We start from the raw sequence: 13883 nt of genomic DNA on the forward strand, positions 1-13883 counted from the left end.
ACGTTGGGCTTCGACAAGCGCAGCCATTGACATTCAGAAAAACTAAGTAGTGGCCGGGAGCCGCAGCGCCTGCAGCATCTGGGCTACCCGGTGGGCGTCTTTCACGCCGGGCGCGGTTTCAAACCCGCTGTTTAAATCGACGCCGACTAGGCCCGGCAGCCGCAAAGCCGCCAGCTCGGCGGCGTGTTCCAGGGCCAGGCCGCCCGCCAATAGATAAGGCACAGGCAGGTCGTAGCGTTCTAAGAGGGCCCAGTCGAACACCGCGCCGTTGCCGCCGGGCGCGGCCCCTTTGGTGTCAAACAGGAAAAAGTCGCAAAACGGCACGTAAGGCAGCAGCGCGGCAAAATCTACAGCCGAGCCCACCGAAAACGCTTTCATCACCAACAAGCCGGCCTCGCCCAGCTCCTCGCACTGTGCGGGCGCTTCATGCCCGTGCAGCTGCACCGCGCCCAACCCAAACTGACGGGCTTTGGCTAGCACGGTTTCGGTGGTGGCATTCACGAAAACGCCCACTTTCCAGATGCTAGTGGGCACCTGCTGCACCTGCTCGGGCGCCAGCACGTCTTCCATGTAGCGCGGCGAGGCTGGAGCGAAAATGAAGCCCAGAAAGTCCGGAGCCAAAGCCGCTACAGCCGCCAGGGCCGCCTCGTCGCGCATGCCGCACACCTTCACCAGCAGCCGCGACGGGCCCACCGGCGCCGGCGCCGTGCCCTCCGGCAAACCGGCGGCAAGTGCAACATCAGCAGGGAGGTGGCGGGGCGTTTTCATGGCAGTGCTTAGAAGGTGACGGCGGCTTTGGGCAAGGCGGCAATCTCCTGCACCAGGGCCGCGCAGGCACGTTCGGGCCGGGCATCGCGCATGAATGCTTCGCCGAGCAGGAATCCTTGGTAACCTACCTCACGCAGCTGGCCAATGGCCGCAGCGGTGGAAATGCCACTCTCGGAAACTTTCAGAAACTCGCTCGGTATGGCAGCCGCCAACTCCATTGAAGTATCGAGGCTCAAGCTGAAATCGTGCAGGTTGCGGTTGTTAACGCCGATTAAGTCGACGGCATCGGCATCAGCGGAGCGGGCCAGCTCTTCGCCGTCGTGCACTTCCAGCAGCACCTCCAGGCCCAGCGAGCGGGCCAGGCTGCCCAGCGTATGAATCTCCTCGGGCGTGAGCACCGCGGCGATGAGCAGCACGGCATCCGCCCCGATGCTCTTGGCTTCCAGAATCTGATATTCATCAACCACAAAATCCTTGCGCAGAATGGGACAGAAATTGAAGCGCCGCGCCGTGGTCAGGTCCTCGTTTTTGCCGCCAAAAAACTCCCCATCGGTGAGAATGGAAAGCCCTGCCGCGCCGGCCTGCATATAGCCCAGCGTGGTGCGCTCCACCGGCGCGTACTGGTTTATCCAGCCCTTGGAGGGTGACTTGCGCTTGAATTCCGCGATGAGGCCGCTGCCGTTTTCACGCAGCAGGTACTGGCGCAGCGAAAGGGGCTTGGACTGGAAATACAGGCTGCTCTCCAGCAGCTTTACGGGCACCAGCTCTTGGCGGGCGGCTACCTCTTTCCGCTTGTGCGCGACGATGGTTTGTAGAATGGTGGGCTGCGACATGACTTAGCAAACAGAAGGGCGAAGCTTTTGCTTCGCTCGGCAATGAATATTTATTTAACCAGCTGCGGAGCAGACGGCCGTTATTGGGTGTTCAGCATGGTTTCGAAAGCGCGCCGGGCCGCGCCGGAATCCAGAGATTCGCGGCTTTGGGCCAGGGCATCGTCCCAGCCCAGGCCCGGGCGGGCGCACTGCAGCGCCAGGGCGGCGTTGGCCGTCACCACATTGCGCTGGGCGGGGGTGTGGTCTCCGCTCAGCACTTCTTTAAACAGCTCGGCCGAGGCGGCTGCCGTGCTGCCCCCGGCCAAATCGGTGGCCGTGCAGGTGGCCAGCCCCAAGGTTTCGGCGGTGAGCAGCCGCTCGCCTTCAAACGAGGAAACTACTTTGGCCGGGCCGGTCAGGGCCAGCTCATCGTAGCCATCCAGGGCGTGCACCACGGCGTAGCGGGTGCCCGTGGCTTGCATCAGGTAGTGGTACACGCGCTGCAATTCTAGGTTGAACACGCCCAGTAGCTGGGAGCTAGGCCGGGCCGGGTTCACCAGCGGCCCGAGGATGTTGAAGAAGGTGCGCAAACCCAGCTCGCGCCGAATGGGGCCGGCGTGGCGCATGGCCGGGTGGAACGCCGGCGCGTGCAAAAAGCAGATACCGGCCTGGTCGAGCTGCCGGCGCAGCTGGTCGGAGCTGGCTTCGAAGTTGTAGCCGAAATGGGCCAGCACATTGGAGGCGCCCGAAACCGACGACACGCCGAAGTTGCCGTGCTTGGCCACCTTCACCCCTGCTCCGGCCACTACAAAACAGGCCAGCGTGGAGATGTTGATGGTGTTTTTGCCATCGCCGCCCGTGCCCACAATGTCGAGTAGCTCCGTCGTGCCCAGCTGCGGGTCCCGGCTCAAGTCGAGCAGGGCCTGCCGGAAACCCGCCAGCTCGGCCACCGTGATGGGCCGCATGCGGTACACGGCCAGAAAAGCGGCGGTCTCGGCCGGGTTGGCACCGCCCTCGCCCAGCTGGCGCATGGCAGCGTGCGCCTCGGCATGGGACAGGGGCTGGTGGTCGAAAAGCTTGTTGAGAATGTGTTTCAAAACAGTTGTTTTTAGAACGTCATGCTGAGCTTGCCGAAGCATCTCTACTGCGCAAGTTTATGATTTTACTACGGCGGTAGAGATGCTTCGACTTCGCTCAGCATGACGACCTTTTTAATTATTGAGTTAAATCAGCTAAGCCAGTTTTCCAGCATTTTAGCGCCGTGCTCGGTGAGGATGCTTTCGGGGTGGAACTGCACGCCCCGCACATCGTACTGGCGGTGACGGAAGGCCAGCACTTCGCCGTTGGCGTCGCGGGCCGTGGTTTCCAGCTCGGCCGGCATGGTTTCGGGGCGCACGGCCCACGAATGGTAGCGTCCCACCTGGAAGCGGGTGGGCAGGCCCGCGAACAGTCGCTCGTCGGGAGACGTCACTTCGGCCTCGTTGGCTACGCCGTGCAGCACCGCGGGCATGTTGTAGAGCGTGGCGCCGAAGCTTTCGGCCAGGCCCTGGTGGCCCAGGCACACGCCCAGAATGCGCTTGGTGGGCGCGTAGGTTTTAATAATCTGGGGCATGAGGCCGGCTTCGGCGGGAATGCCGGGGCCGGGCGAGAGCATAATGGCATCGTAGGCGTCTACGGCGGCGAGGGGCAGTTGGTCGTTGCGCGTCACGGTGAGATTGGCGCCGTGGCCGAGCTCACGCAGCAGGTGCACCAGGTTGTAGGTAAAGGAATCGTAGTTATCGAGAACGAGGATTTTCATGGGAGTTGACGAAAAGAGAACGTCATGCTGAGCGAAGTCGAAGCATCTCTACCGAGGAAGTAATTACTGCTGACTTAACGAAGCGGTAGAGATGCTTCGGCAGGCTCAGCATGACCGGTTACCGCTCCTGCGCCGCGGCCTGCAACGCGGCGCGCAGGGCGCCCAGCTTGTGGTGCACTTCTTCCAGCTCCGACTGCACGCTGGAAGCCGCTACCACGCCCGCGCCGGCTTGGAAATACAGCTGGTTGCCGGTGCTCAAAAACGAGCGAATCATGATGGCATGGTTGAAGTTGCCATCGAAGCCCATGTGGCCGATGCAGCCGCCGTAGTAGCCGCGCGCGGTGGGCTCAAGGCCGTCGATGAGCTGCAGGGCGCGGTGCTTGGGCGCGCCCGACAGGGTGCCGGCCGGGAAGGTATCGGCCACCACTTGCAGGGTGTCGGTGCCTTCGTCGAGCTCCGCCGTGACGTGGCTCACGAGGTGGATGACGTGCGAGTAAAACTGGATTTCGCGCAGGGTGCGCACCTGCACCTGACTGCCGTGGCGGGCCAGGTCGTTGCGGGCCAGGTCCACCAGCATCACGTGCTCGGCGTTTTCTTTGGGGTCGGCGGCCAGGCGCTGGGCGGCGGCGGCATCGGCCGCATCGTCGCCGGTGCGGCGGTAGGTGCCGGCTATGGGGTAGAGGCTGGCTTCGCGGCCCTGCACCAGCACCTGGGCTTCGGGCGAGGACCCGAAGATTTTGTAGTCGCCGTAATCAAAGTAAAACAGGTATGGCGAAGGGTTGATGGACCGCAGGGCCCGGTATACGCTGAACTCATCGCCGGAAAAGCCCTGCTGGAAGCGGCGCGACAGCACAATCTGGAACACGTCGCCGCGCAGGCAGTGGGCCTGCCCCTGGGTGAGCCGGGCCAGAAATTCCGCATCGGTCTGGTTGCTCGCTTCCTCCCCTACCGTGGCAAATTCGAAGGCCGGCACGCTGGGGTTGCGCACCAGGTTTTCGAGGCGGTCGAGGCCGTCGGTAGCGGGCTCGCCGGCCACGCCGTGCTCAAACAAAAACAGCTCCTGCCGGAAGTGGTTGAAGGCAATAACGTAGCGAAACACCCCGTAGCGAATGAGCGGCACGTCGCCGGCCGGCACCTTGGCCGCGTCAAACGTCACGTCCTCGAAGCTCTGCACCGCCTCGTAGCCCATGTACCCAAACAGGCCGGTACTGATGAAAGGCATCTTCGCGGCCGATTCGTCGGCGGTGAAGGCGGCGGCGAAGTGCCGCAGCTCGGCCAGGGCCTGGCGCGGCTCGCTCAGCTGCAGCACGCTCGGTTCGGCTTGGCCTGGAAACGACTGCCGTAGCTCGCCGCCGCGCCGCAGCTCAAACGTGCCCAGCGGCTCGCACACCAGGTAGCTGAAGGCATTCTGCTGGCCGTGGTAGTCGGCGCTTTCCAGCAGCAGGCAGTTGGCGTACTGGTCGCGCAGGCGCAGGTACAGGCCCACCGGGGTCACGGTGTCGGCCAGAAGGCGGCGGTGGCGGGTAGTGAGTTGGGTTGGCACGGAGGCGGGAGATAAACTGACGAGGGAGGCTAAAGGCAGCCTCGGCTAGGAATAAAAAACAAAAAACCCGGCTGAGGGCCGGGCTTTTGTGTTCAAAGGCAAAATCAGGGGTGACTTCACTAAGCGCACAGGCAGGCCGGTCCGATGTTTCGGAGCTGCCACCACCAAGCCTGAGAAGTACGTTGTAAGGTCATTATGAGAGAAGCGCTTCTTGAAACGCGACGCAAAGATAAGAGCATTCTACTATAATACCAGCAACCCTCGTTCATAAAATATGTAATAGTGGTAACTTTTGCCTCCATCACCTACCGAATTGATATATCAACCAATCCATCCAAGGGCACCTGACGCACACCCTTAAACCCTGCGCAGCTAGCGCTTTGCCGGGCCGGGGCCGGGGCGCGAAGCAGCCCCGAACAGGAACTGATAGGCCGCCGGAAACTCCCGCCGCCAGAACCATTCCTTGTGCTCCCCATCGGCCGGGGCGCGGAACGCTAGGTTGGCAGTTGGCACGCCCTGCGCCTGTAGGTCGCGGCGCCAGGCCGCCATCAGCGGCAGCATGGTTTCGGACTCTTTGGGGCCGCACACGAAGTAAAACCGGGTGGAAGGTGCCGGCGGGTGCTGCTTGGCGAAGGCCTGCAGGGAATCATTACACACCCAAAACGCGGGCGAAAACGCCCCTACCCGCCCAAACACACGCGGGTATTTGAGGGCGGCATACACCGATATCAGGCCGCCCAGGCTGGAGCCGGCCACGCCGGTATGCGCCACATCGGGCTGGCTGCGGTAGTGCGCGTCGATGTAGGGCTTGAGGGTGAGGGCCAGAAAATCGACGTAGGCGCCGCCCTGGCCACCGGCCTTTATCTGGAGATTATACCAGGGAATGTATTCGTCGGCGCGGTGCTGGTTGTCGTTGTCTACGGTCACCACAATGGAGCCTGTGGGGTCCTGGCCGGCGGCGCCGAGGCGGTCCAGGGTCTCGTCCACGCCCCACTCGCCGCTGAAGCTGGTGGCCTCGTCGAACACGTTCTGGCCGTCGTGCAGGTAGAGCACAGGGTAGCGCCGCTGTGGTTTTTTGGCATAGTCAGCGGGCAGGTAGACCAGCACGCGCCGGGTGCGGCCCAGCTGGGGCATGCGGAAGCTGTCGTTCAGCAAATGAACCTGGGCGGTGGCGGTGTGCTTCTTGGGGGTGGCGGCACCGGGCTCGCTCCAGCCCGCTACGTCGTGGCGTACTTCGGTGGCTGGGCGCAGGTCGGCCCGCCGGTTGGGTAGGGGCTGCTGGTTGACAGCGGTTTCGGCGGTGGCCCAGCTGCCGCGCGTAAACTTGTACTCGATGGCGCCCAAGGTGCTGGGCAGGCTGATTTGGTAGGTACCGTCGGCGTTTTTGCGCAGGGCGTACCCAGTGCTGTGCGGGTTCCAGTTATTAAAGGAGCCTGCTACAAACAGCGTATCGGCGAGCGGGGTGTTGGCGGGCACCCGGTCGATTTTCAGGAGGGTCTGGGCCGCAATGGAGCGGCTTCCCAGGGCAAGGCCGGCGGCCAGCAGGGCGAGTTTGAGGGTATTCACGTCTGGTCAGGCTTTATTGGATGGTTTTGACGGCGCCGGCACTGCGCTCGAAGGCATTCATCCTACGCAGCGTATAGACAGCCCGCACAGAATCGACGCCGGGCAGGCCGTTGGCGCCAAAATCCAGCAGGTACCCCCACTTCTGCGGGCCTTTCACAAAGTGGCGGTACTCCTCCGCCGATTCCCGTACCACGCACCGTACTCCGGACGAGGGTACTTTGAGACGGAAAAAAAAGCTGCGCCCGTCGCCAACCGGCCGGCGGGTCGCTTCCGCTACCGAGCGGGTGCCCAGCAGGCGGTATCGGGTAACGTCGCTGCCGGGCAGGGCCAGATTGCCCAGGCCGTTAACAAACACTTCCCGGCGCGCCATGAGCTGCTCCAAATCCAGGGTTCTGAGCAGGCCCAGATTTTCCTCGGACGTGATGAGCTGCTGCACAGCTTTGCCCGGAGCAGGCTCTTGGTAATACACCAGCACGGGTTTTTTGAGCTTGACTTTGCCCATGTAGAGGGTGGAAGCCGGCTTTTTTTCGGCTTCTTCCCGCCGGGTGGTGATGGGCGCGTACACCACGGGGTCCGCTTTGGGAGTGCTTCTGGCGGCAGGCCCAGCCTTGCTTGCGGGAGCGGGCTTGCGGGGGCCGGGCCGCGACTGCGCGCTCCCGCCGACCTGAACCCCGGCGAGCAGCAGTACAACAAACGGGAGGCACTTTATCATCTTCTTAGGAAAAGTCAAAAGTAACCAGCCGCCAGTGACCTTGCAAGGGCTTTGTGGCGAGAGTCGGGCTTGAGCAGTACCATTTGACACCCAAAGCCAGTACGGAGCCACAGGGGTAGCGGGCAGCAAAAAGCCCGGCCGCATACGCATGCGGCCAAGCTTTCAATTGGGCAAAAATAAAGCCGCTCGGCGCACAACCTCTTTTGCCTGGCCCTACATATACCTGATTCAGGATTAAGCATTGGGTATCGGGTAGTTTTGCCAAATCTGGCGTAAAGCGGCCTGCGAAGCACTTGTTGCTTGCTCAACTCCTCGGGATTTTTCCCCGACATGAGCTGACTTTTCACCTCATTTCAGCATGTGACGGGGGTTTGGCGAAATTCCCTATCAGCTCTGCTATTGGCTGCCTACAGTCTAACGGAGCAGACTTTCAACTCCTAAATCCTGCTCAAAGAGTGCCCATTGGCTTATCCCCGTAAAGGCACAATCCGGAACACGGCCTGTACCGATTAGGACAATCGATTGCAATGCGTTTATTTTGAATGAAAAACCGTGAGAAAAATTCATGCATTGTTCATTTTTAGAAGTTTAAATAGAAGTATATTTTTTACGGAATCGTTTGTTTTCCCACTAAATCAGGCTAGATTTATTGCTCTTTGTGGGCTCTCAGCGAGTTTGAAATTACATAACAAAACAGGTGCGCAATGGATTGCAATCTTCCATTATGGGTAACTTGCATCCTCACCACCCTTGCGATTTTTTAAATTTTCCCACCACTCATTTTTTTCACTTACTCACCCGTTTCCCATGAAACACCCTTATTTAGCAAAACTATTGTTTCTGCTATTGCTCGCGTGCTTTGGTCTCTCTTCCGAGGCCGTTGCGCAAACTGGCTCCCTGAGCGGTCGGGTTACCGATAGCAAGAACGAAGGCATTCCCGGCGCTACGGTGCTGGTAGAAGGCACTTCGCTGGGCAGCTCATCCAACGTGGATGGCACCTACAGCATCCAGAACGTGCCAGCCGGGGCGCAAAACCTGGTTATCTCATTTGTGGGCTACACCACCGTGCGCCGCGCCGTGACTGTGGTGGCCGGGCAAAACGCCCAGGTTTCGGCCACGTTGGCTGAAAGCACCACCCAGCTTTCCGAAGCCGTGGTGGTGGCCTACGGCACCCAGCGCCGGCAGGACCTGACCGGTGCCGTGGAGCAGATTTCCGAGAAGCAGTTTGTGAAAGGCCAGGTAACCAGCCCCGAGCAGCTGATTCAGGGCAAAGTGGCCGGCGTGCAGATTACAACCGGCGGCGGCTCGCCCGGCGCGGGCTCGCAGATTCTCATCCGCGGCGGCTCCTCGCTGGCGGCCTCCAATGCCCCGCTGATTATCATCGACGGCGTGCCGGTGGACAACACCACCATTCAGGGCACGGGCAACCCCCTCACCCTTATCAACCCCAACGACATTGAGAGCATCACGGTGCTGAAGGACGCTTCCTCGACGGCCATCTACGGCGTGCGCGCCTCGAACGGCGTTATCCTCGTGACCACCAAAAAAGGCATTGCCGGTGATGTGATGCACGTGAACGTGTCTACGCAGCACTCGGTGGCTACCGTGGCCAAGTACGCGGACGTGCTCTCCGGCGACGAGTTCCGGGCGCTGGTGAAGGCACGCGGCACCACGGGCCAGCAGGCCTCGCTGGGCACGGCCAACACCGACTGGCAGCGCGAGATTTTCCGGCCCGCCTACACCACCGACAACACGGTGGCCCTGAGCGGCTCGACGGGCATTCTCCCCTACCGTGTATCGGTGGGCTACCTCAATCAGCAGGGCCTGCTGAAGCGCAACGAGCTGAGCCGCTACAGCGGCGCCTTGAGCCTGAACCCCGTGCTACTCGACGGTGCCCTGCGCGTGAACCTCAACCTGAAGGGCTCGTGGATTGATAATGAGTTCTCGAACCAGGGTGCCGTGGGCGCCGCCGTGCGCTACGACCCAACCCAGCCCATCACCTCGAACGCCCCCAAGTACGCGCCTTTTGGCGGCTACGTGGAGTTCCTGGACCCCAGCGGCAACGGCCGCCTCAACTCCCTGGCCCCCCTCAACCCAATTGGCCTCATCAACACGCGCCGCGACCGCAGCACCGTGAAGCGCAGCATCGGCAACGTGCAACTCGATTACAAGCTGCCGTTCCTGACTGGCCTGAGCGCCAACCTCAACCTGGGCTACGACATTCAGCGCGGCCGGGGTACCGTGGCCGTACCGGCTGCAGCAGCGCAGGCATTCAATCAGTTGGGCGTGAACAACCAATACGCTCAGGACCTGAACAACACCTTGCTCGAAGCCCTCGTGAAGTACGAGCGCACCGTGGGCCCCGGCAAGCTGGACCTGCTGGGTGGTTACTCCTACCAGAAGTTCCAGAACCGCTTCTTCATCTTTAACAACAACTCGGCCGATGGCAAAGTATTCCAGCAGCCCGCTTCGCTGACGTACAACAACTCGGACAACTTTCTGAACACCAACGTTCTGTTGGCATTCTTTGGCCGTTTCAACTATAACATTGCCGATAAGTACCTCTTCACCGGCACGTTCCGGGCCGACGGCACCTCGCGCTTCAACCCCGAGCCGTTCGGCTTCTTCCCGTCGGGCGCATTCGCCTGGCGCCTGAAGGGCGAGGATTTCCTCAAGAACTCGGAAAGCATCTCGGACCTGAAACTGCGCGTGGGCTACGGCAAAACCGGCCAGCAGGACCTGGGCGGCAACTTCTACCCCTTCCTGGCCGGTCTCACGCTCAGCGACGTCCGGGCGCAGTACCAGCTGGGCGACCAGTTTTTCCGCACGCTGCGGGCCGACCAGTACAACCCCAACATTACCTGGGAAACCACTTCGACCTACAACCTGGGCCTGGACTACGGTTTCTTCGGCGGCCGCTTTTACGGCTCGGTGGACGTGTACCAGCGCGATACCAAGGACCTGCTGAACTTCCGCACCGTGGCGGCCCTGGAAGGCCTCTCGAACGGCGGCACCTTCAACACGGGCTCGCTCACCAACAAAGGCCTTGAAGTGATTGCCAACGTGGATGCCTACAAGAGCGAGAAGTTCAACGTGACGGTGAACACCAACGCGACCTTCAACCGTAACCGCATCACCAAGCTCAACAACAACGACTCGCCCAACGACATCGGCCAGGCCACCGGCGGCATTGCCGGCGGCGTGGGCAACAATATTCAGGTGAACACCGTGGGCTTCCCCGCTCAGTCGTTCTTCGTAAACAAGCAGGTGTACGGCCAGGACGGCAAGCCCCTGGAAGGCGTGTACGTGGACAGCAACGGCGACGGCGCCCTGAACAGCTCGGACCGCTACCGCTTCAAGTCGCCCCGCCCCGACCTTATCCTCGGCGGCGGTGCCAACATCACCTACGGCGGCGCCAATCTGGCCTTCACCATGCGTTCGAACATCGGCAACTACGTGTACAACAACGTGCGCTCGGGCAGCTACTACGACACCAGCACCAACGGCTTTGTGGCCAACGCCAACCGCGAAACCCTGGACTCTAATTTCACCAACGCGCAGTTCTTCTCGGACTATTACGTGGAGAACGGCTCGTTCCTGCGGATGGAAAACATCACACTCGGCTACAATTTTGGTTCGATTGTGAAGAAGGATTCAAACTTAAGCCTCTCGTTTGCAGTTCAGAATGCATTCCTCATCACCAACTACAAAGGCCTCGACCCGGAAGTAATTGGTGGCATAGACAATACGATTTACCCCCGGCCTCGTACGTTCACCGTGGGTCTGAATCTCGGCCTCTAATTCATCCCTAACTTCTTATTATCATGAATCAAAAATTCACCCGTACGTTAGGGATGCTGGCACTAGCCGCCGGGCTAACGACCATGGCCTCGTCCTGTACCAAGGACCTGGACCAGGTACCCGAATACTCGGCCAACGCCGAGGTGGTGTACCGCGACCCGGTTCAGATTAAGCAGGTACTGGCCCGCCTCTACGCCACCTTCGCGGTGAGCGGGCAGAAAGGCCCCGCTGGCGCTGGCGACATTTCGGGCATCGACGAAGGCTTCTCGAACTACCTGCGCACCTACTGGCAGCTGCAGGAAATCACCACCGACGAGGCCATCCTGGGCTGGAACGACGGCAACCTGCCCAGCGTTAACACGCTGCAGTGGAACGCCGACAACGAGTTTGTGCGCGCCAACTACGACCGGATTTTCTACGAAATTGCCCTGTGCAACGAGTTCATCCGCCAGACCACCGACGCTAAGCTGTCGGAGCGTGGCATCAGCGGCAACGATGCGAGCACCGTGCGCACCTACCGCGCCGAGGCCCGCTTGCTGCGCGCCCTGTGCTACTGGCACGCCATCGACTTGTTCGGCGGCGGCCCCTTCGCCACCGAAGCCGCCAGCATTGGCACCACGCCTCCTTATAAAACCCGCGCCGAGCTGTTTGCTTTCGTGGAATCGGAGCTGAAAGACCTCGATACCACCGAAGGCCTGCTGGCTCCCCGTGGCGAGTACGCCCGCGCCGACAAAGCCGTGGCCTGGACCCTGCTCACCAAGCTTTATCTGAACGCGCAGGTATACACCGGCACCAACCGCGCCACCGACGCCATCACCTACGCCAACAAAGTGCTGGCGGCCGGCTACACCCTCGCGCCCAACTACACGTTCCTGTTTCTGGCCGACAACGACAAGACGGCGGCCCGCAACGAAATCATCTTCCCCATTGCTTTCGACGGTCTCAGCACGCAAGGCTACGGCGGCATGACCTTTCTGGTACACGCTCCCGTGGGCCGCGCCATTGCGCCGGCGTCCATTGGCATCAACGGCGGCTGGAGCGGTTTGCGCACCAAGCCAGCTTTGACTCGCCTGTTCCCCGGCGGAGCCACCGGCACCACCGACAAGCGCCAGACCGTGTTCTTCACAAAGGGCCAAAACCCCAACGTGGACACGCTGGGCGCATTCAGCAGCGGTGTGCTGGTTACCAAGTATAAGAACGTGACTTCTACCGGCAAGGGCGGCAAGGACTCGAACGAGCAGGGCGGCTCGGGCGACTTCCCCGACACGGACTTCCCCATGTTCCGCTTGGCCGACGTGCAGCTCATGTACGCCGAAGCGGTATTGCGCGGCGGTGCGGGTGGCAGCCAGGCCCAAGCCCTCGCGCTGGTAAACGCGGTGCGGGCCCGTTCGGGTGCGACGCCGTTCACTACTATTGCCCTTGCTGACATTCTGGACGAACGCGCCCGCGAGCTGTTTTGGGAAGGCCACCGCCGGACCGACCTCATTCGCTTTGGCAAGTTCACCACCGGCTACAACTGGGCCTTTAAGGGCGGTGTGAAGGAAGGCCGCGACGTGGAAGCCACGCGCGTGCTGTTCCCTATCCCTAACACGGACCGGGTAGTGAACCCCAACCTGCCGCAAAATCCCGGCTATTAAACTTTTTTCGGCCGGCTCCTTGTTCAGGAGCCGGCCACTTAATGGTTTTATTCCTCTTTTTTGAATTTTATGAAAAACTGGTTCCTAAACATTGCGGCCAGTGCTGTGGTGCTCCTCTCCTTTACTGCGTGTGAAAAGGACGAGACGAAGGTGACAATTGCCCCCGCCGGAGCCCCCGTACTGACTGCCTCGGCCACCACGGCCACGCTCTCCCAACCCACGGCCAATGACAACGCCGTGAAGTATACCTGGGCCCCTGCCAACTTCGGCTTCGCAGCCGCCACTACCTACACCCTGCAGTTCGACAAGAAGGGTGGAAACTTTAGCAAGGCCGTGTCCATCAATGCCGGCAACGCCACCACCGCACACTGCGCGTGACGGAGTTGAACGACATTTTCACTAACCTGGGCCTGCCAGCCGATGTTCCCGCTCAAGTTGACGTCCGCGTGCTGGCCTCGGTTGGTGCTTCGGCACCCACCCAGGCTTCGGCGGTGAGCACCATTGGGGCTACGCCTTACGATTTCTGCTCGATTCCGAAAGACTCCTGGGGCTTGGTGGGCCCAGCCGGCGATGGCTGGCCCGGTGCCACTGCTACCGACATCGTGCTGCCGTACGACTGCAAGGCGAGGGCTTATTTGCTGCGCTTGCCGCTCAAAGCTGGCGACTTCAAGTTCCGCGCTAACAAGGACTGGGGCACCAACTTCGGTTCTCTTACCAAGGGCGCAACTCCTGGCGCCTCGCCGCTTCCCCAAAAATTGTCCGGGGAAGATATGACCATTACCACGCCGGGCACCTACACTGTGAAACTCGTCGTGACGTTGGATGCCGCAGGCATTCCAACAAACGGAACCGTCACCATAACCCCGTAGTAAAGCCTGAATCAAGCCTTCTTTGCCTGGAGCAACAAAAAAGCGCTGTAACCCAGCGGCTTTTTTGTTGCTCCAGGCACGTCGACTACAGCCCAATCATGCTCCTCGGTTGGGCTCAATTAAACCAGCCCACTACGAAGCCGTGACGTCTAAGCGTTAATGTTTTCCACTTGTACTGCGTCCCTGAGTCTCTGCCAGGGGCCATCGTAGCCAGGTAGCCACGGTGAAGTAGGTAGAAAATGAAAAGACATATCATGCTGAGCGTAGCCGAAGCCCATCTACCGAGCAACTACTCAATTTTGGTTGTGGTAGATAGGCCTCGGCTACGCTCAGCATGACGTTCTAAATCAATGTTCTGCTCCCCTATGAGTAAGTGC

Annotated in this window: 11 protein-coding genes; 4 read left to right on the forward strand and 7 right to left on the reverse strand. The window is 60.9% G+C overall.

Features of this window, described 5'->3' with window-relative positions:
• Positions 1-42: 42 nt before the first annotated feature.
• From BEN47_RS03065 to BEN47_RS03095, 7 genes are all read right to left on the reverse strand, one after another.
• Positions 43-768, reverse strand: coding sequence for a phosphoribosylanthranilate isomerase (locus tag BEN47_RS03065; RefSeq protein ID WP_083322062.1), 726 nt, complete (start codon positions 766-768; stop codon positions 43-45).
• 8 nt (positions 769-776) lie between these two features.
• Positions 777-1601, reverse strand: coding sequence for an indole-3-glycerol phosphate synthase TrpC (gene trpC / locus BEN47_RS03070; RefSeq protein ID WP_070724983.1), 825 nt, complete (start codon positions 1599-1601; stop codon positions 777-779).
• 80 nt (positions 1602-1681) lie between these two features.
• Positions 1682-2677, reverse strand: a complete 996-nt coding sequence (gene trpD / locus BEN47_RS03075; RefSeq protein ID WP_070724989.1) for an anthranilate phosphoribosyltransferase — start codon at positions 2675-2677, stop codon at positions 1682-1684.
• Between the two features lie 131 nt (positions 2678-2808).
• Positions 2809-3378: an anthranilate synthase component II gene (locus tag BEN47_RS03080; RefSeq protein ID WP_070724992.1), complete on the reverse strand. Its 570-nt coding sequence runs from the start codon at positions 3376-3378 to the stop codon at positions 2809-2811.
• Between the two features lie 118 nt (positions 3379-3496).
• Positions 3497-4921 (reverse strand): anthranilate synthase component I family protein, encoded by a 1425-nt coding sequence (locus tag BEN47_RS03085; RefSeq protein ID WP_070724995.1) that lies wholly within the window; start codon positions 4919-4921, stop codon positions 3497-3499.
• A 372-nt stretch (positions 4922-5293) separates the two neighbouring features.
• Complete coding sequence (locus BEN47_RS03090; protein WP_070724999.1) at positions 5294-6487, reverse strand: alpha/beta hydrolase; 1194 nt, start codon at positions 6485-6487, stop codon at positions 5294-5296.
• Between the two features lie 13 nt (positions 6488-6500).
• The gene (locus BEN47_RS03095) at positions 6501-7199 is read right to left on the reverse strand and encodes a hypothetical protein (protein WP_070725001.1); all 699 of its coding nucleotides are present in this window, start codon (positions 7197-7199) and stop codon (positions 6501-6503) included.
• Positions 7200-8006: 807 nt separating this feature from the next.
• Between BEN47_RS03095 and BEN47_RS03100 the strand changes: the two genes are divergently transcribed.
• The 4 genes from BEN47_RS03100 (at position 8007) to BEN47_RS03115 (ending at position 13506) form a co-directional block, all read left to right on the forward strand.
• Positions 8007-11000, forward strand: coding sequence for a SusC/RagA family TonB-linked outer membrane protein (locus tag BEN47_RS03100; RefSeq protein WP_070725004.1), 2994 nt, complete (start codon positions 8007-8009; stop codon positions 10998-11000).
• Between the two features lie 23 nt (positions 11001-11023).
• Positions 11024-12637, forward strand: a complete 1614-nt coding sequence (locus BEN47_RS03105) for a RagB/SusD family nutrient uptake outer membrane protein (RefSeq protein ID WP_070725007.1) — start codon at positions 11024-11026, stop codon at positions 12635-12637.
• Between the two features lie 69 nt (positions 12638-12706).
• Positions 12707-13015, forward strand: coding sequence for a SusE domain-containing protein (locus BEN47_RS03110; RefSeq protein WP_070725010.1), 309 nt, complete (start codon positions 12707-12709; stop codon positions 13013-13015).
• Positions 13012-13506: a cadherin repeat domain-containing protein gene (locus BEN47_RS03115; protein ID WP_070725013.1), complete on the forward strand. Its 495-nt coding sequence runs from the start codon at positions 13012-13014 to the stop codon at positions 13504-13506. The genes BEN47_RS03110 and BEN47_RS03115 overlap by 4 nt, the downstream gene beginning before the upstream one ends.
• The last annotated feature ends 377 nt before the right edge of the window (positions 13507-13883 follow it).

It is taken from the genome of Hymenobacter lapidarius (genome assembly GCF_001816145.1).
Classification (GTDB): domain Bacteria; phylum Bacteroidota; class Bacteroidia; order Cytophagales; family Hymenobacteraceae; genus Hymenobacter; species Hymenobacter lapidarius.